Genomic DNA, 18621 nt, shown 5'->3' with positions numbered 1-18621 from the left:
CGCTCGCGCCCCGGCCGCCTTGGGGTACAGTTCTTAGGGGTGCGAATCAACCTCGTTTTCGCCGGCCTCGAGGATTTCCAGGGCCGGGGCCTTCTCGATGATGCCGTGCTCGGCCAGGCAGTCGAAGAAGCGCGACAGGCCCTCGCGCTCCTCGGGGCCAAGGTCGTAGCTCAGTCGGTCGAAGTAGCGCCTGATCTCGGAGCGCCTGAGCTGGGCGTAGCGTAGCGCGGCTAGGGTGGCCATCTCCTCGATGGCCGCCACGCCCGCGCGCTTGGCCCGGCGCAGGAGCGCGGCGGCCTGGGCCATGGCCTCGGGGTTGGCCTGGGCGGATTCGCGCCTGGCCACCCAGACGCCGAAGACGAAGGGCAGGCCGGTCCAGTCGCGCCAGACCTCGCCCAGGTCCAGCTGGAAGGGGAAGCGGCGGTCGGTGCGCAGGGCCAGGGCCTCGTCGCCGATGGCCAGGGCGGCGGGCTCGCTCGCGCCCTCGGCCATGGCCTGGCGCACGGAGCCCGTGGCCGCGCGGAAGCGGGGCGTCAGGCCGTAGACGCGCTCCAGTACCACGCGCAGGAGCGCGGCCGAGGTGTGGGTCTCGGCGGTCACCAGGATGCTGCGCTCGCCCAGCTTCTCGATGGGGATGGTGCTCAAGAGCAGCACGCTCTTCACCGGCCCCCGGCTGCCGATGGCCAGGTCCGGGAGCATGACGTAGCGCTCCGGGTTGCGGGCGTACTCGATGGAGGAGCACGAGGCCAAATCCAGCGCGCCCTGGCGGATGAGGTCGTTCAGGCGCGCGGGCGGGCCGTACTCCATCTCGAACGCGTGCTTGATCCAGCCCGCCTCCAGGGGATGATAGATGGGCAGGACGTTCAGGTAGCTGATGCGCCCGAGGCGCAGGGCCGGGGCGTTCATGAGCCTTCCACCAGGGAGTAGTCCATGGCCCGGCGTTTGGGCGTGAAGCCCGCGTCCGCGATGGCCCGGCGCACGCCGGGCTCGTCCATGCGGAAGCGCACCCCGGCCGCGGCCACCACGTTCTCCTCGATCATGGTGGAGCCGAAGTCGTTGGCCCCGTACCACAGCGAAACCTGGGCGATCTCGCGGCCCATGGTCACCCAGGAGGCCTGGAGGTTGGCGAAGTTGTCGAGCATCAGCCGCGACACCGCGAGCACGCGCAAATACTCCTGCGGGGAGCACTTGCGCCCGCCGAGCGCCGTGTTCTCGGGCTGGAAGCCCCAGGGGATGAAGGCGGTGAAGCCGCGCGTCTCGTCCTGGAGGGCGCGCAGGGCGGTCATGTGTTCGATGCGCTCGGCCCAGGTCTCCACGTGGCCGAACATCATGGTGGCCGTGGTCTTGAGCCCCTGCTTGTGGGCCTGGCGCATCACGTCCAGCCATTCGGCCGTGCTGCACTTGGCCGGGGCCACGCTGGCGCGCACGCGGTCCGAGAGAATCTCGGCCCCGCCGCCCGGGATGGAGGCCAGGCCCGCGTCCTTGAGCCTGGCGATCACCTGGGCCGGGGTGATCCCGGCGAGCTTGGCGAAATAGACGATCTCGGGCGGCGAGAAGGCGTGCACGTGCACGCTGGGGAACTTCTCGCGCACGAAGCGCAGCAGGCCCTCGTAGTACTCCACGCCCATCTCGGGGTTGTGCCCGCCCTGCAGGAGGATCTGCCTGCCGCCCAGCGCAAGGGTCTCCTCGATCTTGCGGGAGAGCTCCTCCCGCGTGAGCACGTAGCCCCCGGCCTGGCCCGGGGCCTTGAAGAAGGCGCAGAAGCGGCAGCCGCACTCGCAGATGTTGGTGGAGTTCACGTTGCGGTCCACCACGTAGGTCACGGCCATGGCCGGGTGGCGGTCCATGCGCGCGCGGTGGGCCAGGCTGCCGAGCAGGGGCAGGCTGGCGTTCTCGGCCAGGGCCAGGCCGTCCTCGGCGTCCAGGCGCTGGCCCTTGCGGGCCTTGGCCGCCACTTCGAGCATGCGGGCGTGATCAAACATGGGGGGCCTCCCTGAAGAGCCCGTCGCGGCGCACGGGGGTGAAGCCGCCGGCGCGGATGGCCTGCTCCAACTCGGCCGTGGTCAGGGCCTGGGCCGAGGCGCTTCCGGCCTCGTGCCCGATCTTTTCCTCCACCACGGTGCCGTCCAGGTCGTCGGCGCCCCAGGAGAGGCAGAGCTGCGACAACGAAAGCCCGAGCATCACCCAGTAGGCCTTGATGTGCGCGATGTTGTCGAGCATCAGCCTGGCCACGGCCATGGTGCGCAGCACGTCCATGACCGAGGGGCCATGGGCTTCCTCGCCCAGCGGGTTGTTGCCGGGCAGGTAGGGCAGGGGGATGAAGCAGACGAAGCCGCCGGTCTCGTCCTGCTGGCGGCGCAGGGCGTCCATGTGCTCCAGGCGGTGGCGCGTGGTCTCCAGGTGGCCGAAGAGCATGGTGGCGTTGGAGCGAAGCCCGGCGCGGTGGGCCTCGGCCATCACGGAAAGCCAGCGCTCCCCGCCGATCTTCTCCGGGCAGAGCGTGCGGCGCGGCGCTTCCGCGAAGATCTCGGCCCCGCCTCCGGGCAGCATGTCCACCCCGGCGGCCTTGAGCCGCGCGAGCACCTCGGCGACGTCCACCCCGGCGAGCCTGGCCAGGTGGTCCACCTCCACGGCGGTGAGGGCCTTGATGGAGGCCTTGGGGTAGGCTGCGCGCACGCGCGCGGCCAGGTCCTCGTAGTAGTCGATGCCCAGCGCCGGGTGGCAGCCGCCCACGATGTGCACCTCGTCCAGGGGGCCGGCCGCCGTGAGCTTGGCCAGGGCCTCCTCTGGCGTGAGCACGTAGGCCCCGTCGGCGCCCTCGTCGCGGCGGTAGGCGCAGAAGCGGCAACGGTTCACGCAGACGTTGGTGGGGTTGATGTGGCGGTTGACCACGTAGTGCACGCGCGACCCGTGCAGGCGGGCGCGCACGTGCGCGGCCATGGCCGCGGGCACGTGCGGGTCCGGGCAGTCATAGAGGGCCTGGCCCTCGTCGATGCTCAGGCGCTTGCCCGCCAGGACCTTGTCCAGCACGGTCTCGAGCCCGAGAGAGGTGATGTGGCGTCTATCCAAGTCTGAATCCTCCAGCCAGCATGGCGGCCAGGCTTTTCGCGGCCCGGCGCGCGGATTCGGGGTCGTTGAGGGAGAGGTTAAGGCCCGTGTCCATCCAGGGCTCGGCCTGGGCCTGGACGAAGCGGTCCAGCACGCAGTCCAGCACGAACACGGCGAGCTTCACGTCCAGGTGCGGGGGCAATTCGCCCGAGGCCTTGGCCTGCTCGATCACGGGGGTGAGGAACCGGGCCGAGAGAGCGCGCACCTGGCCCAGAAAGCGCCTGCGCATGGGGAAGTCGCCCCCGGCGAGCATCTTGAGGTAGATGCGGTAGATCTCCGGATGGGAGCGCACGAAGTCCGTGCCGACGGTCAGGATGCGCTCCAGGCGTTCGGCCAGGGGCCGCCCCATGGTCTCGTCGCGGGCCTGGCGCAAGAATCCCGCGAAGCGCTCCACCGCGCCGTCGAACACGCGCGCGAAGAGCCCGTCCTTGCTGCCGAAATACTTGAACAGCGAGCCCTTGGCGATGCCCAGGCGCGCGGCCAGGCGGTTCATGCTCGCACCGGCGAACCCGTGCTCCGCGAACTCGCCCCTGGCCTCGTCGAGCACGCGGCGCTGCTTGTCGGGCGGGATGTTGTTGAAGGTGGTGCTTGCTTCCATGGCGTCTCCCGGCTAGGATGACCGGGTGGTCACCGATACCCTCCCCAACGCTTCGCGTCAACTGAGTCTGGGCATCTCGCCCTGCCCCAACGACACCTTCATCTTCCACGCCCTGGTTCACGGGAGAGCCCCGAAGGACCCTGGCTTCACGCTTTCCGGCGTGACCCTGGCCGACGTGGAGGAGCTGAACTCCCTGGCGGCCGCAGGCGGACCGGACGTGGTCAAGATCTCCATGGCCGCAGCCGCGCGGGCCTCGCGCCACTACCGGCTCCTGCCCTGCGGCGGAGCCCTGGGGCGCGGCTGCGGGCCGCTTCTGGTGGCGCGCGCCGGGCGCGGGGGGGAGGCGTTCCGGACGCTGGCCCTGCCCGGGGCCATGACCACGGCCGCGCTCTTGGCCGGGCTTGCCGGCGTGCCGGGCAAGCGCGCGCAGCTGCGCTACGACGAGGTCATGCCCGCCGTGGCCAGGGGAGAGGCGGACGCGGGCGTGGTGATCCACGAGGGGCGCTTCACCTACGCCGCGCTGGGCCTTGAGCTGGTGATGGACTTCGGCGAGTGGTGGGAGGGTACCTTCGGCCTGCCCCTGCCGCTCGGCGTCATCGCCGTGAAGAGGAGCCTGGGCGAGGGCGTGGCCCGCGACGTGGCCCGGGCCATCCGGGCGAGCCTGCGCCACGCCTGGGACAACCCGCAAGACAGCGCGGCCTACGTGGCGTCGAACGCCCAGGAGCTTTCCCCCGAGGTCACGGCCGCGCACATCGAGACGTTCGTCACGCCGTTTTCCATGGACGTGGGCGAAGAAGGGCGCAAGGCCATCGAGGCCCTGGCCCGCGAGGCCTTCCGCCAGGCCGGCGAGCCCGTGCCGGGCGACCTGTTCTGGGACGCCTAGGCCGTCTCGCTGACGATGCGGCCCTGGGGCGCCTCGGGCGCGGGAGCCGCGCGCATGTCCGCCGGGAGGTCGCCCGCGCCGGGCGGGGCCTGCGCGGGCGGCGCGTTCTGGCCCATGGCGGCCAGGATCGCGGACGGGCTGTCCGGCCCGCCCCGCGCGATGGCCTCCTCCTGGCCCTCGGGCACGGGTTGCCGGAAGGAGCGCATGGATTCGAGGATGCTCGCCGGGCTGTCCGGGTCCGGCGGGCCGGAGGCGGCCTTTTCCAGGCGCGCGCGGTCCATGTTGCTCGGGCGCTCGGGGTGGTTGGCGGGCTTTTCGTACACGAGCCCCGAGACGTGGGCCTGGGACTCCAGCCGCTGCTCCTTGCGCATCTCGCGCGCGGGCTGGGCGCCCGCGTATTTGAAGAAATGCCTGTCGCCCAGCTTCATCCCGAAAGCCCTCCGAGCGCCGCGTCCGCTCTGGAAACCACGGCCGAAAACGCGTAGAACGCCCATGTCCGGCCCCTCTCCGCCGGGCCGCGAGACGCGTATACTCCACCGGCCCGGGGCTGTGAAGCCTTCGCGCCAAGCAAGACGAGGTGACGACGATGAGCCTGATAAAGGAAGGGGCCAAGGCCCCGGATTTCACCCTGACCGCGGCCCTGCCCGGCGGCGGCGAGGAGAGCGTGAGCCTGTCCGCGCTGGCGGGCAAGTGGGCGGTGGTCTACATCTACCCCAAGGACTCCACCCCCGGCTGCACCACGGAGGCCCTGGAGTTCACCGGCCTGGCGAGCGAGTTCGAGGCCGCCGGGGCCAAGGTCTACGGGCTCTCCAGGGATTCGCTCAAGTCCCACCACGGGTTTTCGGCCAAGCAGTCGCTCGGGGTGCCGCTTTTGTCCGACCCGTCCGTGGAGACGGTGAAGGCCCTTGGCGGCTGGGGGGAGAAGAAGGTCTGCGGCAAGACGTGCGAGGGCGTGCTGCGCTCCACGCTGCTCATCGCCCCGGACGGCACCGTGGCCAGGCACTGGCCCAAGGCCCCGAGCAAGGGCCACGCCCGGGAAGTGCTGGAGGCGCTCAAGGAGCTGGCCGGGAAATAGCGCCAGCCCGGCAAGGGCCGTCAGGCCTTGGAGGCGGGCGCGATGGGCAGGGACTCGTCCTTGGCCCTGGCCTGCCAGGCGTCCTTCACGGCCTGGCAGTCCTGCCTGGAAAGTGTGCGCTCCACGAGGGCGAAGTAGCGCGACCTGAACACCACGAGGTCGTGGTAGCTTTCGGCCTTGCCTATCAGGGCCAGGTAGAATTGCGCGTCTTGCTGGTCGTCCATGGCCCGGCGTCTACCCGATGCGCGGGCCCAAGGCAACAGCGCGGCCCGAAGGTCTTGAAGTGCGGAGCTTTCTTGAGTAGGCTGCCCCTCCGGTATCGATGGCGGCAAGGTGGGCGTACTTTCTTGTTTCCCTTATTCAATCGGCGGATGGACATGCATATCCCGCGAATCATTGCCGCGCTGGCCTTTTTCATTCTTCTGCCTGCCGCGGCTTCGGCCCAGCAACTCTACGTGGCCGAGGTGCAGGAGATCACCGTCCGCACCGGACCGTCCCTCGAGAACAAGATCGTCCAGCTGGTCAAGAGCGGCTCGCGCCTGGACAAGGTCAAGGAGGAGGGAGACTGGGTCCTCGTCCGCACGGACACCGGCAAGGAAGGCTGGGTGCTCAAGCGCTACCTGACCACGGACGTGCCCGTGCGCGTGAAGTTCGACGAGTTCAAGGTCAAGAACGCCGAGATGATCGACAAGGCCGGCAAGGTGGAGGCCATCGTGGGCAAGTTCGAGGAGGACAACAAAACCCTCCAGCAGAAGCTCGCCGCCTCCCAGGCCGATTTCGCCAAGGTCAAGGGCGAGTACGAGGCGCTCCAGCGCGCCAACGCCGACGTGGCCGAGATGACCAAGAACTTCCGCGACCTCAAGGCCGCCACCGAGGCCGCCCGCCAGGAGATCGAGCAACTCAAGCGCAAGAACGAGTCCCTCCAGGACCTCTCGGACGTGAAGTGGTTCCTGGCCGGGGCCGGGGTGCTCTTCGCGGGCTGGCTGTTCGGCTACCTCTTGGGGCGCAGCGCCCGCAAGAAGGCCAACCGGATGTACCTGTAGCGCCACTCCCTCACGCTGCTCCATTGCATGCTCGGCCCGCCGGAAACGGCGGGCCTTTTCTTTTCCGGCGCGCGGCTTCGGGCAGCCCGCCTCAGAGCATTCCCCGAATCAGCGACAGCAAAAACAGCGCGATGAAGATGTAGAAGAGGATCTTGGCGATCCCCGACGCGGTCCGGGCGATTCCGGAGAGGCCGAGCGCCCCGGCCAGGAGCGCGAGCACCAGGAAGGCGAGGGTCCAGGACAGCATGGAGGCCTCCTTTCAAGGGACGGATGCCGGGAAACGGTTTTCCAGCATGCACCTTAAAAGCCTCGGGCGTTCCTGGCAAGCGGAAGCGTTTTTTCGCGCGGGCGTCCCGGGGCGGTGTGGGGCCGCCCCGGGACCGTGGAAGGGGGATGGAGGGACGTAAAAGGGATCAGCCGTCCTTGCGGACCTTGGAGGGGGCCGGCCTGCGCTCGCGCGCGGGCTCCAGCGAGAGCTCGGAGCACCACATGTTGCGCGAGCGGCCGGGGAAAAGTTCGAAAAGCCAGTGCAGGCCCACTATGGCCAGTAGCGTCGTTATGAGCACCCAGTCGTTCATTTCGCGTACCTCCCTGATGGGACGGGCGGCTCGGCCGCCTGAATCAGAAAAGGCAACATGCGTGCCAGAGGCGTCGTGTGCGCCATCGTGCCGGAATCGCTGGGTAAGGCTTGGAAGGGTAGAAAGGGGCTATGCTACAATAATGTAGATTGTTGGTTGAAGTTACAATTTTGAACGGGCTTGCCGTTGCCCTTGAGGGCCTTGAGCACCACCAGGGTCAGGTCGTCCTGGCGCGGGCAGCGGCCCAGGAAGCCCTGAACGTCGGCAAGCGCGGCCTCGACGATGTCCCGGGCGTGCAGGCTGGCGTGTGAGGCCACCACGTCCTTCAGCCGCTCCTTGCCGTACATGCGCCCGCTTGCGTCGCGGCATTCCCAGATGCCGTCCGTGCCCAGCACCACCACCTCGCCCGCCTCGAAGCCCTGCCTGCGGCCCTGCTCGTAGCCCCAGCAGGGCTCTATGCCGAGCGGGATGCCCCTGACGTCGAGCTCGCCGAAGGCCTTGGCCGAGGGGCTGTAGACCAGGGCCGGGTCGTGCCCGGCCTTGACCCAGGTCATCGTCTGGCTGGCCGGGTCCACGGCCAGCCAGAAGAGCGTCATGAACCGGCCGGACTGTCCGGTGTCGTGGGCCATGAGGCGGTTGACGTCCTGGGCCATCTCCCAGAGCTGGCCCGGGGCCGAGGCGCGCGCGCGGATGAACGCCCGGGCGCTGGCCATGAGCAGCGCGGCCGGGATGCCGTGCCCGCTCACGTCGCCCACGGCCACGGCGAAGCCGCCGGTCTGCGGGTCGGGGTGGGGCAGGTAATCGTAGTAGTCGCCGCCCGTGGAGTCGCAGGAGATGGTCGCCCCCGCCAGCTCGAACCCCGGCACGCACGGCGAGGCGTGGGGCAGGAAGTCGCGCTGGATGCTGGCGGCTATGGAGAGCTCGAACTCGATGCGCTGCTTGGCCAGCATGGCCTGGTGCAGCCGGGCGTTCTCGATGGCGATGGCGGCCTGGGCCGCGATGATGGTGAAGAGCTCGAGGTCCTCCTCGGTGAAGGGGCCGCCGCAGTTCTTGTTCATGAGCGAGGCCACGCCGATGGTGCGGTTCTTCACGGCCAGGGGCACGCACATGATGGTGCGGGTGCGGTAGCCGGTGCGCCGGTCCACCTCGGGGTTGAAGCGGGCGTCCGCGTAGGCGTCGGGCACCAGGGCGGGCCTGGCGTTCACCTGCACCCACCCGGCCACGCCCTCGCCCCGGGCCAGCACGTGGCCCTTGGGCAGCTTGTCCGCCACCGGGCCCTGGGCCACGGTGAAGACAAGGTCGCCCGTGTCCTGGTCCGTGAGCAGGAGCGAGCAGGTCTCCGCGTCCAGGGCCTGGCGCGAGGCGGTCATGATGCGCTCCAGCACGTCGTCCACGTCGATGGAGGAGCTTATCAGCGCGCACAACTCGAAGCAGCGGCGCAGCGACTCCACGCGCTCGCGCAACCGGGCGGTGTCAGGATCGTCCTGGGATGGCGGCATGAGCGATTCATGCACGGATTCGGGTTTCGTTGCAAGCGCTTGGCGCGCGAGGCGGGCTCCCCGGAATATGCCCGGGGAGCCCGCGCGCTCACAGCACCCGGCTCCCGGCTTCCTTCCCTCCGTCGGGGAAGAGGCTGGCCCGGGCCTCCTCTCCGGCCCGGACCACGGATTCGAGCGCGGACACCAGTTCCTCCAGGGCCTCGAGCCCGGCTTTCAGCCGCGCGAAGCGCCCGGCGTCGCGGGACGGGAGCGCCAGGATGGCCTCGCGCCCGGAGGCGAGCCTCTCGCCGATCACCTCGCGCACCGCGTCGCAGGCGAGCAGGCGCCCCACCTCCTCGCCCTTGGTGGCCGCGCGCTCCAGCTCTTCCCTGCCGTGCCCGCTCACAGGCCGCCTCCGGCCGCGCCCAGGGCGGGGCCACCGCCCGGGCCTTTTACCGCGCGCACGGGCGCGTGGCCGGTGATGGGGCCGGGCGTGGGCGCGCCCCCGCCGAACCTGGCCGGAGCCTTGTCCTGCCCCTTGGCCCGGGCGGCCCCAAGCTGCCTGGCGTGCTCGCCCAGGGCCTGCTCCAGGCCCTTGCAGCGGCCCTGGGCCTCCTCCAGCTGGCGCTTGAGCCCGGCCACGGCGTCCATGCGCTCCTCGTCCATCAGGTACTCGGACACGTCCACGTCCAGGAAGTCGAACTTGGCCTTGATGGCCTTGACCACGCCCTTGGGCTCGCAGACGCCGAGCTCCAGCCCTGGCTTCAGCATCACCTTGACCAACTCGTCCATGAGCCTGGCGTTCTGCATGCGCTCCTGCGGCCCCACACCCACGTCCACGGACACGGTGTACTCGCCCATGACGTCGTCGGGCATGAGGGACACGTCCTCGCCCACGATGCGCCGGTCGTCCTCGGGCGGGTAGAGCCTGATCACGTCCAGCACCCGGCCCAGGATGCGCCTGAAAGACCTGGCGATGCGCCTGGCGTAGAGCTTCTGGCGCTGCATCCCGGCGGAGAGGCGCATCTGCATCCCGGCGGCCGTGGAGTTGAGCGCGTTGTTGTCCAGGCCCTGCATGTTCTCGTTCACCCCGGACTCCTTGGCCACCTCCTGGAGCGTGAGCTGGAAGGCGTTGACCAGCATGGGGTCGGCCGGGGCCGGTGCCACCTCCTGCACGGTGCCCAGCGAGGGCACCAGGGACACGTCGCCCGGGCCCATGGCGGAGAGTATGGCGCGCGCCCGGGCGTCGGTGGTCAAGAAGCCCCGGTAGGTGCTCATGGCCGCCGCGTCCTGGATGTTGCGCAACAGGTTGGTGAGCACGCGCTGGCGGTGGTCCAGCACGGCGGCGATGGGGCGGCCGAGCTGCTTGTGGGGCTCCTTGTAGACGAAGCCAAGCTCGAAGGGCGGGCCGCCGTAGGGGTTCTCCACCGGGCCGCGCAGCACGGCGTCGCCGCAGATGGTGACCACGCAGGGTTTCAAAAGCTTCGTCTCGTCCAGGGCCAGGCGCACGTAGCACTCCCAGACCAGCACCTCGTTCTGGCCGAGCCCCGGGCCCCGGGCCTGGTCGCGGCCCTCGGGCGCGGACACGCCGTCCACCTCGTGCAGGGTGCGCAGCTCGGAGCCGGTCTCCAGGGCCTCCTCCCTGGCCCGGGCGTGTGCGCTTGCTGCCTCGAAGCTGCCCTTGCGGTAGATCCCGGCCATCTCCTGGCGGCGGACGTGGTCCAGGTCGCGCCGGACCACGTGGGCCACGAAGGGGTTCTTGGCCAGGTCCGGGTAGCCGGGCAGCATGTAGAGCTCGCCCGGGGGCACCACCTCCAGGTGGAAGCCCTTGTAGCGCGGCCTCCTGCGCACGGCCTTGGCCCCGCGAAGCCCGGCCTCCTCCCGCCCCGTGAGCGGGTCCGTCCTGGTGAAGGGCTTGCCGCCGCGTATGTCCACGATGGCCTCGTCGGCCTTGGCCAGGGCCTCGATCTCGGCCACGGTCATCCCGGGCAGCAGTTCCGTGGTCAGGTCGAAGTCGTCGCGGTGGGTGATCTTCATCACGCCGTAGTGGTTCACCAGGCAGTCGTGGATGAAGTCTTCCACAAGCTGCTCGCCGTCCAGCTGGTTGAAGAGCTTGTGGCGCACGTAGCGCTTGAGCCGCTCCGAGCCGTCAGAGGCGTCGCGCCGCTCCTCGGGGCCGCCCGAGGCCACGGGGGAGAAGGCGAAGAAGTCGCCCGTGAACACCTCCACCAGGCCGGGCTTCATCCACTCCACCACGGAGAAGATGGTCGGGTGCACCGTGCGCGACCAGCCCGGGCGCTCGTTGCCGTAGGGCTCGGCCCGGTAGAGCCTGTAGTTCTTCTCGCGCTCGGCCGAGAGCTCGGCCTGGTAGGCCCGGGCCTTGTCCATGTCCTGCTTGAGCAGGGACAGAAGTTCCTTGTCGTCCATTGCGGTGAGGCCTCCCTAGAGGAATCGCGAGGGCCCCGGGGCCTCGCTGGCGATGAGGTTGTCGTCCGCCGCCCGGAAGCGGTCGGCGTGGGCCATGGTCAGCACGAAGGCGTCGGCCAGGTTGGGGGAGGGCACGCCCCGGCGCTTGAGCTCGTCCTTGCCCTCCACCTTGATCCGGCCCGTGGGCAGGTGGGAGTAGCGCGGGGAGGAGAGCTCCGCCGCGAGCTTGCCGGAGAGTTCGATGGCCGAGTCGATGCAGGTGGCGCGCGAGGCGAAGAACTCGCGCGCCTTCCACCAGAGCTCGTCGCGGCGGCGGTTGAAGCGCTCCGATGAGGACGCGCTCTCGGCCACGTTCACTGCCGTGACCGGCAAGCCCCAGCCCGAGAGCGTGTGGGCCACGCCCGCGCCCCAGCCCACGGCGTCCACGTAGAGGGCCTCGGGCCTGAAGTCCTGGAAGCGCTCGCGCGCAAGCCCAGCGATGGCCAGGGTGTCGTCCGAGCGGAACTCCTCGGCGTGCACCACCTTGCCGCCCAGGCGCACCACGATGGCGGACGGGTCCCCGCCCAGGCTCATGCCCACGTCCAGGCCCATGACCGGGGCCGCGTCGCGGTAGCCCACGGCGCGGTCCATGGCGTCCAGGACAATCGAGAGCGGCACGAGCGAGTCCTCGCCGGTGACGTCGAAGTCGCACTCGTATTCCTGGCGGTATTGGGCCTCGCTCATCTGCGAGCGCGCGGACTGCGCCTCGCCGGGGGGCAGGATGCCCGTGAGGCTCGCGGGGAAGCGGGCCGCGTACCAGCCCGGGTTTTTCAGCGCCGCCTGGTAGAGCTCGAAGAAGTGGTTGTGGCCGCGCGGGGTGCCGATGAAGATGGCGAAGCCGCGCCTGTCGGAGAGCGCCGGGCGGATCACGGCGGGGTAGGCCTCGGGCCTGAAGTCGGCGTATTCGTCCAGGACCACGCCGTCCAGGTAGAGCCCGCGCAGGCTGTCGGGGTTGTCGGCCCCGTGCAGGCTGATGCGCGAGCCGTTCTCGAAGTCCACGCGAAGCTCGGCCTCGCTGTTCTTCGCCCCGGGGATCTTCAGGGCGTAGCGCTTGAGGTAGTCCCAGGCCACGCGCTTGGCCTGGTTGAGGGTTGGGGCCACGTAGGCCAGGCGCAGGTCCGGGGGGCCCTCGCGGTGCGCCGCGTCGATGAGCGCGTTGACGCAGAGCACGGTCTTGCCGAAGCGGCGGTGGCACACGAGCACCGAGAAGCGCGCGAGCCCGGCGTGGATCTCGCGCTGGAAGCGGTGCGGCTCGTAGCCGGTGTGGATGGTGACGTCCTGGTTCATGGACCAGGCATTGTAGCCGGGAAACCGGCCGCGTCACCCCATATGGGGGCATGGCGCTATATGGTCGCCCGGGCCGCCGGAAGGCCTCCAGCGGCCCGGGCGCGGGGTCAGGCCAGCCAGCCCCGCCTGGTCACGGTGGCCGGGGAGATGGCCGAGTAGGTGGCCAGCAGGTTGTTCTCCAGGTCCTGCAGGAGCCTCGAGTCCATGCTCACGTCCATCTCGTCGATGTTTTTCAGCCGCAGGGCCGCGTACTCGGCCACGATGTCGTCGAGCTTGCCGCCGTAGGGCGTGGGCGCGCCCGGGTCCAGCCCGGCGGTGTCCACCAGGGGCCAGTAGACGAGCGTCATGGGGTAGGGCGACTGGGGGACGCCAGCCAGATGCAGGCTGTCGCCCCGGATCAGCCAGGCCGAGCACTCCGGGGGGGAGCCGAGGGCCGCCCAGGCGTCCTCGCTCTGCTTCACGGGTCTGACCCCCGAGCCGTCCCGGTACAGGCCGTGGTCGGCCATGAAGTCGCCGGGCAGGGGGTATTCCCCGCGCCCGGGTTCGGTGTGGAACGTGTGCACTGCCCGGCCGAGCTCGACGTCGTTCCTGTGCAGCACGTGGCAGAGCCTGCGGTAGCCCTTGCCCAGGGCCTTCAGGATCTGCGCGTCGCTCCAGCGCGTCTTGAGCTCGTCGGACATCTCCAGGCGGACTTCGTCCATGAGTTCGCCGACCGTCACGGTGCCTCCTTCGCCAGGGAGGCCGGTGTTGTAGCGCGTCCCGCCCGGTCCGGCAGCCCACATGGGGCTATCTGGACAAGAATGACAAAAAATTTACCCGCCATCCTTTGACGGAGCCCCGCACAAGGTCTACACTTTCCGTCTACAATACCCGTGATTGGAGTACCCGATATGAACGTTTCTATCCTTATCGATGGCAGCTTTTTCTGGATGAAGCATCTTGAAGCCCGGCTGGGCCAGCCTCCTTCGGCGGAATCAGTCAAGCTGGCCTGCGAATTGATCATGGATGATCCCGAATTCGAGAGCGACAAGCTTTTCCGCGCATACTATTACGATTCCCCTCCTTATGGCGGAAGAGCCGTACACCCCATCTCGCAGCGCGAAATAGAGTTTTCCTCAACCGAACAGTACCGCATCAAGAACGAATATCTCACCCAGCTGCAGCGCATGCCGCGCATGGCCCTCCGGCTGGGGTCGCTGGCCATGCAGGGCTGGAAGCTGAACAAGAAGAACATGCGCTCCATCATGGAGAACCTGAGCCAGCAGCGCCCCCTCCAGCCTCAGGACGTGTCCATCAACCTGGTGCAGAAGGAGGTGGACATGCTCATGGGCCTGGACATCGCCTGGCTGGCCGCCCGCAGCGGCACGGTGGACAAGATCGTGCTGCTCACCGGCGACGCGGACATGATCCCGGCCATGAACTTCGCCCGCGAACACGGCCTGCTCGTTTTCGTGGCCAAGTTCGGCTACTACCTCTCGGACAAGCTGCGCGAGCACGCGGACGGCGTGGTGGAGTTCAACCTGCCCGCGCCGGAGCGCAGCCACACACCGCACGCCAGGGTGGTCTCCATGCCCGGGCAGGAAGCCCCGGTCCCCGATGCCCCGGCGGAGGAGGACCTGGCGGCCGCCCCCGACGAACACCTCTACGAGTAGGGCCCCGAGACCCTGGCGCCCATGCCTTCGTCCGGCGCGTCCATTCCGGCCACGGGCCAGGAGGCCTGCTTCGGCGGGCTCGGGCTCGTGGCCGATTGCCGCGGTTCCGGCCAGGACGGGGAACTCCGCCCTGGCCGGAGGTGGCCCGAGCCGCGCTTCGAGGTGTCTGGCGGCGTGGTCCTGGACCGGCTGACCGGCCTGGAGTGGGTCCGGGACGCGTCCGTTGCCCCTTGGCCCATGGCCTGGGACGAGGCCAAAGCCTGGGCGGTCGGGGCCGCCCGCTCCCGGCTGCTCGGCCGCGACGGCTGGCGGCTGCCCACGCGCCGTGAGCTCCTGTACCTCACCTGCCCGGCCCTTGCCCGCCCGGCCCTGCCGCCGGGGCACCCCTTCGTGAACGTCTTCCAGCACTGGCACTGGACCGCCACCGCGAGCGCGGCCGCGCCCGGGCACGCCTGGCGCGTGCACCTGGAGGGCGGGCGGATGTTTCCCGGCCCGGCTGGGGCCGCGCATATGGTTCTGCCCGTGCGCGGAACGTGGCGCGGCCTGCCGGAGTCGCCCGGCCAGGCCCTGGCCCTTGGGGTTGCCTGGCCCGAGCCGCGTTTCGAGGTGTCCGGGGCGGAGGCCCTGGACAGGCTCACGGGCATGGCCTGGCTGGCCGGAGCCCTGCCGAGGTCAGGCGGGGCCGCGTCGTGGGAGGAGGCCTTGGACCAGGCCCGCAGGCTCGGCGGCGGGTGGCGGCTGCCCACGATCTACGAACTCGAGGGTTTGACGGACGCCTCGCGCGCCTGGCCCGCGCTCTCGCCCGGCCATCCCTTCGGGGAGGGCCTCGACGGGGCGTGGTCTTCCACGAGCAGCGGCTACGATCCTGCCTGGGCCTGGGTGCTCTACTTCGGCAAGGGAGCGGTGGGGGTCGGGCACAAACCTGGAAAACATTTCAAATTCTTGTTGACGAAGGGGCTTTGAATCAGTAGAGACATTCTTCTTGACAGCGCGAGGCCGTGCGGGTAAACGGTTCCTCCGCTCGCGCGGATGGGCCGTTAACTCAGTCGGTAGAGTACCTGCCTTTTAAGCAGAGAGCCGCAGGTTCGAATCCTGCACGGCCCACCAACAGCGCGTCCCCATCGTCTAGTGGCCTAGGACGGCGGCCTCTCACGCCGCTAACAGGGGTTCAAATCCCCTTGGGGACGCCACTGATCCTCAACGCGGTAACTGCCAGCAAAAGCAGGTAGTTACCGCGTTTTCCTGTTTTCTCTTCCTGTCAGGCCGTCCAGTTCCTCTTTCCCCTCCTGCCTGGTCAAGCTGCCCCGTCGGCAGCCAGCACCAGGGCGGCTTTCTTACTCCTCTCACGTTCTCCTCTCAACCCTCCTGCGTGGGGGTGGCGCGTTCGCGCTTCGGGAGGGTTTCATGACGGAACCAGTTGAATACGTTCTCCTTGTTTCAGACAACAGCTATGTCCGGCTTTTCAAAAAAGTCCGCGTCCAGCTTCACGGTATGGACCTGGAAGAAGCGTTCCACCTGCTCAAAACAGGCGGCCATCTGTCGAGCGTCTGGACCCTGGAAGACTTTCTCAGCACCGTTCGGAGTGGAGGGCTGCCCGGACTGGAGCCGATCCCCGCCCCCGTTCACGTCCAGAAGGAAGGCATGATCCCCTTTGCCTTTGGGGATGAGCTGGTGCGGGCAAAACTCGATGGCGATGGGGCTCCTTGGTTCGTGGCCAAGGATATCTGCCGTGTCCTGGACATTTCAAATCACAACGACGCCCTGGCCGCTTTGGATGATGACGAAAAGGGGGTCGCTATTACCGACCCCCTTTCGCCCGGAGGGGCGCAACAAGTCCGCACCGTCTCCGAATCCGGCCTCTATGTGCTGATTTTCCGCAGCCGCAAACCCGAAGCCAAGGCGTTTCGTCGTTGGGTCACGGGCGAAGTTCTTCCTTCGATCCGCCGGACAGGTTCCTATCGCCGTTCGTTGGCTCTCCGCTCTCCGGAGGAAGGGGCTGATGATGCTTCGTGACTTGAGGATTTCGGAAATGAACTCCGAAGAGCGAGAGAACTTCAGGCTTTGGGTTGAAAATCTCGAGTGCTGGTTTGTGAATTCATCTGGAGAAATTGTAAAGGCCAAGAATTTAACTGAGGCCATAACTGATTCGCAAAAAACTCACTACGCTTTTAATTGTGGATTGTGGCATGTTAAGCACGGAAACGTCAAAGAACTATTACTTGAAATTTTAAAAATTGAATGTGCTCAAGGGAGAAACCTCACGTTTGATATATATGAAGAGTTTTCGTTTGCGTATGTAGATATATTTCCGATTACAAGGCGGCTCTATGAGTATTCATTATTGTGTCAAGGCGAAAAGCCTGAGTACAATTTTGTTGATAATTGTGCAGACCTTGTGCGTCAGCCATCAAAGAGTACGCGACGTCTTAGATTAATTGAAATGCTTAGGTCGATGGGGGCTCTTGATGAATAGCCCCAGCATGTGCCTGCTCAAAGAAAACATGTTTCACCTCGATTGGTTAGTATGTTTTCGAGATACTCAAAGTGAAATGCCTTCCCTTTTACGCGTGCCTCTTGGCATTTGGATGTCAGCATTTGCCGAAGAGTCTTTCCACGAAATTTCGCTGTGTTCCTTATGGCCTTATTCAGGCTGCACACAGCCGACTCTGATGGCAGCCCCCCCGGATCGTTTTGAAGCGAGTCCCGCACGGAAAACAAGTATCCAGTCCGCTCTTCTTCCCAAAAGTAAAAAAGCAGGGAGACGGCAGCAATCATCTCGCGGTTGCCGGACTTCCTCTGAATGTCAGGTCTTAGCCCATCATCAGGGTTGGCGGTCTGGCTATCCGTCTGGCCAGAGAATAGGTCGAGAGGGTCAAAATACCGAGGGGTGCCGACGTCTTTGCCTAGGGCCGCGCTCGTCTCTCGCAGTGCTTCGCCACAGCCAGGCCCTGCATAAAAGTAGCCCAGGTCTTTACCGTCCTTGCCGTAGCGGAACCGGTAGTATTTGCCCGCCAGGGGGTTCTTGCAGCAACACGTTACCTGTGCGCCTGGGGGCAACGCTGAATAAAAAACGCAGCGGGCTGAATACTCCCGCACGAATTGCATCTTCGCTTCAATGCCTCGCAGTGAATAGGGCGCAGCCATGTCTCCCTCCCGTTGAGTGCCTGTTTCCGGCGTCTCATATCCCAGTTCATGGAAAAGGCAATGAAACTGGGTCTGTCGGTGGCAGGGCTTACGGGGGCGTCAAACTCTCAAAGCGAAACCGCCCGGTCTCCCGGGCGGTCGGTCGGGCGTGGTGGCTCGGCCCTGATGAGCAGCCGCTCATGGCAATCATTGAACGGCCCAAAAAGCAAAACCCTCAGCTGGAACTGAGGGTTTGCGGCAAAATCCCAAAATCCAAATCCCAAAAGGCAACCGTGTGGTGCGGAGCCATCCAAACAGGTGGTTTTTCCATACCCCGCAAGCAGTGCGCTGTCAACGGTGCCACGGGATTTTGCTGCCTTTTTTGCTGGCCCTCAAGAGGACAGAAAAATGGAAGCGACTCTCAATGCTTACGCGTGGCGAGGAAAGATACTTCCGGATGTCATCCTCCGGCGCACAGACCTTACCATGGGAGCAAAGGTTCTCTATGCGCTCCTGCGCGACAGCGCGGGGCGCAAAGATCATTGTTGGCCGTCGCAGGCATACCTTGCCGCATCGCTCCGGCAGACGGTGCGGAGCATTCAGAACCACCTCAAGCGCCTGGTCGAGCTGGGGCTGGTGGCCATCAAAAAACGACCCTGGCGCGGAAACGTCTATTACATTCTGGACCCGCAAGCCGCCTCTTCGGACCCGACTCCGGCCGTGCCAGTGGAACCGTCAAAGCGCCAGGCCAAAGCTCACTCTCCGGCCAAGCCGTCCAGCTCGTCAGCGCCGTACAGCCGTCAAAAGGCGGATTCAGCCTTCGAGCGCCTTTGGTCTGCCTACCCGCGATCAGAGGCCCGGAAGCCCGCTATGCGGCTTTGGCATCGTCTTTCGCGTGCCGGAGTTGCTCCTCCGGTGGAGGAGCTGGTGGCAAGCATCAAAGAGCATGAGGAGCGCAATCCGCGCTGGAAGCGAGGTTACGCACCATTCCTCGTGACCTGGCTCAAGGATCGTCGTTGGGAAGACCCTCTCCCGGACGTGGACCAGGTTCAGGCCGTCCCGGAGCGGGAAAAAGCAGTTGGACTCCAAAGGGAAGGGACTCGGCCGGAGCCGATCCAACTCCCCGAGGCTGCGAGCAAACGCCTGCGAGAAGCGTTGTCGCTCTGGCGATGCAGCCTGAACGATGCAGAAGCAGCTATGGTCAGGGCTTTGTGGAGTATTTTGTACAATAAAAATCGGCTCCCATCTTCAAAAAAGATTGTGGAAGCGCAGTCAGCTCGTGTCAGCTTCCCGGCTTGGCTGAGCAACTACTATCGACGCGGGTATTAGC

At 67.0% G+C, this 18621-nt stretch carries 22 protein-coding genes, 2 tRNA genes and 1 other RNA gene; 11 read left to right on the top strand and 14 right to left on the bottom strand.

The window, feature by feature from the left end; genetic code table 11:
* Nucleotides 1-33: 33 nt before the first annotated feature.
* The 4 genes from ACZ5V4_RS06680 to ACZ5V4_RS06665 are packed head-to-tail and all read right to left on the bottom strand — an operon-like array spanning nucleotide 34 to nucleotide 3706.
* Entirely contained in the window at nucleotides 34-906 is an 873-nt protein-coding gene (locus tag ACZ5V4_RS06680) for a menaquinone biosynthetic enzyme MqnA/MqnD family protein (protein ID WP_464317399.1), read from the bottom strand.
* On the bottom strand, nucleotides 903-1982 hold the full coding sequence (mqnC, locus tag ACZ5V4_RS06675; RefSeq protein ID WP_464317398.1) for a cyclic dehypoxanthinyl futalosine synthase: 1080 nt from the start codon (nucleotides 1980-1982) through the stop codon (nucleotides 903-905). Before mqnC ends, ACZ5V4_RS06680 begins: the two co-directional genes overlap by 4 nt.
* A complete protein-coding gene (gene mqnE, locus ACZ5V4_RS06670; RefSeq protein ID WP_464317397.1) occupies nucleotides 1975-3069 on the bottom strand; it encodes an aminofutalosine synthase MqnE in 1095 nt (364 codons plus the stop codon). The genes mqnC and mqnE overlap by 8 nt, the downstream gene beginning before the upstream one ends.
* Nucleotides 3062-3706: a TetR/AcrR family transcriptional regulator gene (locus tag ACZ5V4_RS06665; RefSeq protein WP_464317396.1), complete on the bottom strand. Its 645-nt coding sequence runs from the start codon at nucleotides 3704-3706 to the stop codon at nucleotides 3062-3064. The genes mqnE and ACZ5V4_RS06665 overlap by 8 nt, the downstream gene beginning before the upstream one ends.
* A 25-nt stretch (nucleotides 3707-3731) precedes the next feature.
* Here ACZ5V4_RS06665 and ACZ5V4_RS06660 point away from each other — a divergent pair, with 25 nt between their 5' ends.
* Nucleotides 3732-4589, top strand: a complete 858-nt coding sequence (locus ACZ5V4_RS06660) for a 1,4-dihydroxy-6-naphthoate synthase (RefSeq protein ID WP_464317395.1) — start codon at nucleotides 3732-3734, stop codon at nucleotides 4587-4589.
* On the opposite strand, the gene ACZ5V4_RS06655 is transcribed toward ACZ5V4_RS06660, so the two are convergent.
* A complete protein-coding gene (locus tag ACZ5V4_RS06655) occupies nucleotides 4586-5017 on the bottom strand; it encodes a hypothetical protein (protein ID WP_464317394.1) in 432 nt (143 codons plus the stop codon). The genes ACZ5V4_RS06660 and ACZ5V4_RS06655 overlap by 4 nt on opposite strands.
* A gap of 158 nt (nucleotides 5018-5175) precedes the next feature.
* On the opposite strand from ACZ5V4_RS06655, the gene ACZ5V4_RS06650 reads away from it, so the two are divergent.
* Entirely contained in the window at nucleotides 5176-5664 is a 489-nt protein-coding gene (locus tag ACZ5V4_RS06650) for a peroxiredoxin (protein WP_464317393.1), read from the top strand.
* Between the two features lie 20 nt (nucleotides 5665-5684).
* On the opposite strand, the gene ACZ5V4_RS06645 is transcribed toward ACZ5V4_RS06650, so the two are convergent.
* Nucleotides 5685-5888 (bottom strand): hypothetical protein, encoded by a 204-nt coding sequence (locus tag ACZ5V4_RS06645; RefSeq protein WP_464317392.1) that lies wholly within the window; start codon nucleotides 5886-5888, stop codon nucleotides 5685-5687.
* Between the two features lie 153 nt (nucleotides 5889-6041).
* Between ACZ5V4_RS06645 and ACZ5V4_RS06640 the strand changes: the two genes are divergently transcribed.
* Complete coding sequence (locus ACZ5V4_RS06640; protein WP_464317391.1) at nucleotides 6042-6707, top strand: TIGR04211 family SH3 domain-containing protein; 666 nt, start codon at nucleotides 6042-6044, stop codon at nucleotides 6705-6707.
* Between the two features lie 91 nt (nucleotides 6708-6798).
* Here the strand turns inward: ACZ5V4_RS06640 and ACZ5V4_RS06635 are convergent, their stop codons facing one another.
* From ACZ5V4_RS06635 to ACZ5V4_RS06605, 7 genes are all read right to left on the bottom strand, one after another.
* Complete coding sequence (locus ACZ5V4_RS06635) at nucleotides 6799-6954, bottom strand: DUF1328 domain-containing protein (protein WP_464317390.1); 156 nt, start codon at nucleotides 6952-6954, stop codon at nucleotides 6799-6801.
* Nucleotides 6955-7120: 166 nt separating this feature from the next.
* Nucleotides 7121-7285 carry a hypothetical protein gene (locus ACZ5V4_RS06630; RefSeq protein WP_464317389.1) on the bottom strand — a complete coding sequence of 55 codons (165 nt, stop codon included), beginning with the start codon at nucleotides 7283-7285 and terminating at the stop codon, nucleotides 7121-7123.
* Nucleotides 7286-7419: 134 nt separating this feature from the next.
* Entirely contained in the window at nucleotides 7420-8784 is a 1365-nt protein-coding gene (locus ACZ5V4_RS06625) for a PP2C family protein-serine/threonine phosphatase (RefSeq protein ID WP_464317388.1), read from the bottom strand.
* Nucleotides 8785-8872: 88 nt separating this feature from the next.
* Nucleotides 8873-9169 (bottom strand): hypothetical protein, encoded by a 297-nt coding sequence (locus ACZ5V4_RS06620; RefSeq protein WP_464317387.1) that lies wholly within the window; start codon nucleotides 9167-9169, stop codon nucleotides 8873-8875.
* The gene (locus ACZ5V4_RS06615) at nucleotides 9166-11190 is read right to left on the bottom strand and encodes a portal protein (RefSeq protein WP_464317386.1); all 2025 of its coding nucleotides are present in this window, start codon (nucleotides 11188-11190) and stop codon (nucleotides 9166-9168) included. The genes ACZ5V4_RS06620 and ACZ5V4_RS06615 overlap by 4 nt, the downstream gene beginning before the upstream one ends.
* Nucleotides 11191-11205: 15 nt before the next feature.
* Nucleotides 11206-12516, bottom strand: coding sequence for a terminase large subunit domain-containing protein (locus tag ACZ5V4_RS06610; RefSeq protein WP_464317385.1), 1311 nt, complete (start codon nucleotides 12514-12516; stop codon nucleotides 11206-11208).
* Between the two features lie 107 nt (nucleotides 12517-12623).
* Complete coding sequence (locus tag ACZ5V4_RS06605) at nucleotides 12624-13235, bottom strand: phage adaptor protein (RefSeq protein WP_464317384.1); 612 nt, start codon at nucleotides 13233-13235, stop codon at nucleotides 12624-12626.
* 171 nt (nucleotides 13236-13406) lie between these two features.
* Here ACZ5V4_RS06605 and ACZ5V4_RS06600 point away from each other — a divergent pair, with 171 nt between their 5' ends.
* The 6 genes from ACZ5V4_RS06600 to ACZ5V4_RS06575 all read left to right on the top strand — a co-directional run bounded on the left by ACZ5V4_RS06600 (nucleotide 13407) and on the right by ACZ5V4_RS06575 (nucleotide 16641).
* On the top strand, nucleotides 13407-14168 hold the full coding sequence (locus ACZ5V4_RS06600; protein ID WP_464317383.1) for an NYN domain-containing protein: 762 nt from the start codon (nucleotides 13407-13409) through the stop codon (nucleotides 14166-14168).
* A gap of 21 nt (nucleotides 14169-14189) precedes the next feature.
* The gene (locus tag ACZ5V4_RS06595) at nucleotides 14190-15131 is read left to right on the top strand and encodes an Lcl C-terminal domain-containing protein (RefSeq protein WP_464317382.1); all 942 of its coding nucleotides are present in this window, start codon (nucleotides 14190-14192) and stop codon (nucleotides 15129-15131) included.
* A 68-nt stretch (nucleotides 15132-15199) separates the two neighbouring features.
* Nucleotides 15200-15275, top strand: a tRNA-Lys gene (locus ACZ5V4_RS06590).
* A 7-nt stretch (nucleotides 15276-15282) separates the two neighbouring features.
* Nucleotides 15283-15358 (top strand) — tRNA-Glu (locus ACZ5V4_RS06585).
* Between the two features lie 214 nt (nucleotides 15359-15572).
* A complete protein-coding gene (locus tag ACZ5V4_RS06580) occupies nucleotides 15573-16181 on the top strand; it encodes a BRO-N domain-containing protein (protein ID WP_464317381.1) in 609 nt (202 codons plus the stop codon).
* On the top strand, nucleotides 16168-16641 hold the full coding sequence (locus ACZ5V4_RS06575) for a hypothetical protein (RefSeq protein WP_464317380.1): 474 nt from the start codon (nucleotides 16168-16170) through the stop codon (nucleotides 16639-16641). The genes ACZ5V4_RS06580 and ACZ5V4_RS06575 overlap by 14 nt, the downstream gene beginning before the upstream one ends.
* A 17-nt stretch (nucleotides 16642-16658) precedes the next feature.
* Here the strand turns inward: ACZ5V4_RS06575 and ACZ5V4_RS06570 are convergent, their stop codons facing one another.
* Nucleotides 16659-17312, bottom strand: a complete 654-nt coding sequence (locus ACZ5V4_RS06570; protein WP_464317379.1) for a hypothetical protein — start codon at nucleotides 17310-17312, stop codon at nucleotides 16659-16661.
* 110 nt (nucleotides 17313-17422) lie between these two features.
* Here ACZ5V4_RS06570 and ACZ5V4_RS06565 point away from each other — a divergent pair.
* Together ACZ5V4_RS06565 and ACZ5V4_RS06560 are read left to right on the top strand one after the other, a co-directional pair.
* Nucleotides 17423-17491: hammerhead ribozyme type II (locus ACZ5V4_RS06565), an RNA gene on the top strand.
* Nucleotides 17492-17699: 208 nt separating this feature from the next.
* The gene (locus tag ACZ5V4_RS06560) at nucleotides 17700-18620 is read left to right on the top strand and encodes a helix-turn-helix domain-containing protein (RefSeq protein WP_464317378.1); all 921 of its coding nucleotides are present in this window, start codon (nucleotides 17700-17702) and stop codon (nucleotides 18618-18620) included.
* Nucleotide 18621 lies beyond the last annotated feature (1 nt).

It is taken from the genome of Fundidesulfovibrio sp. YSD1 (genome assembly GCF_055397115.1).
The sequence above is the reverse complement of the archived record's forward strand: the minus strand, read 5'-3'. Positions and strand labels throughout refer to the sequence as shown.

Bases quoted from the DNA above. Each gene is read 5' to 3' on its own strand.
- ACZ5V4_RS06680 (WP_464317399.1), bottom strand. From the start codon at position 906: ATGAACGCCCCGGCCCTGCGCCTCGGGCGCATCAGCTACCTGAACGTC.
- mqnC (WP_464317398.1), bottom strand. From the start codon at position 1,982: ATGTTTGATCACGCCCGCATGCTCGAAGTGGCGGCCAAGGCCCGCAAG.
- ACZ5V4_RS06665 (WP_464317396.1), bottom strand. From the start codon at position 3,706: ATGGAAGCAAGCACCACCTTCAACAACATCCCGCCCGACAAGCAGCGC.
- ACZ5V4_RS06655 (WP_464317394.1), bottom strand. From the start codon at position 5,017: ATGAAGCTGGGCGACAGGCATTTCTTCAAATACGCGGGCGCCCAGCCC.
- ACZ5V4_RS06650 (WP_464317393.1), top strand. From the start codon at position 5,176: ATGAGCCTGATAAAGGAAGGGGCCAAGGCCCCGGATTTCACCCTGACC.
- ACZ5V4_RS06645 (WP_464317392.1), bottom strand. From the start codon at position 5,888: ATGGACGACCAGCAAGACGCGCAATTCTACCTGGCCCTGATAGGCAAG.
- ACZ5V4_RS06640 (WP_464317391.1), top strand. From the start codon at position 6,042: ATGCATATCCCGCGAATCATTGCCGCGCTGGCCTTTTTCATTCTTCTG.
- ACZ5V4_RS06635 (WP_464317390.1), bottom strand. From the start codon at position 6,954: ATGCTGTCCTGGACCCTCGCCTTCCTGGTGCTCGCGCTCCTGGCCGGG.
- ACZ5V4_RS06630 (WP_464317389.1), bottom strand. From the start codon at position 7,285: ATGAACGACTGGGTGCTCATAACGACGCTACTGGCCATAGTGGGCCTG.
- ACZ5V4_RS06625 (WP_464317388.1), bottom strand. From the start codon at position 8,784: ATGCCGCCATCCCAGGACGATCCTGACACCGCCCGGTTGCGCGAGCGC.
- ACZ5V4_RS06615 (WP_464317386.1), bottom strand. From the start codon at position 11,190: ATGGACGACAAGGAACTTCTGTCCCTGCTCAAGCAGGACATGGACAAG.
- ACZ5V4_RS06610 (WP_464317385.1), bottom strand. From the start codon at position 12,516: ATGAACCAGGACGTCACCATCCACACCGGCTACGAGCCGCACCGCTTC.
- ACZ5V4_RS06600 (WP_464317383.1), top strand. From the start codon at position 13,407: ATGAACGTTTCTATCCTTATCGATGGCAGCTTTTTCTGGATGAAGCAT.
- ACZ5V4_RS06595 (WP_464317382.1), top strand. From the start codon at position 14,190: ATGCCTTCGTCCGGCGCGTCCATTCCGGCCACGGGCCAGGAGGCCTGC.
- ACZ5V4_RS06580 (WP_464317381.1), top strand. From the start codon at position 15,573: ATGACGGAACCAGTTGAATACGTTCTCCTTGTTTCAGACAACAGCTAT.
- ACZ5V4_RS06575 (WP_464317380.1), top strand. From the start codon at position 16,168: ATGATGCTTCGTGACTTGAGGATTTCGGAAATGAACTCCGAAGAGCGA.
- ACZ5V4_RS06570 (WP_464317379.1), bottom strand. From the start codon at position 17,312: ATGGCTGCGCCCTATTCACTGCGAGGCATTGAAGCGAAGATGCAATTC.
- ACZ5V4_RS06560 (WP_464317378.1), top strand. From the start codon at position 17,700: ATGGAAGCGACTCTCAATGCTTACGCGTGGCGAGGAAAGATACTTCCG.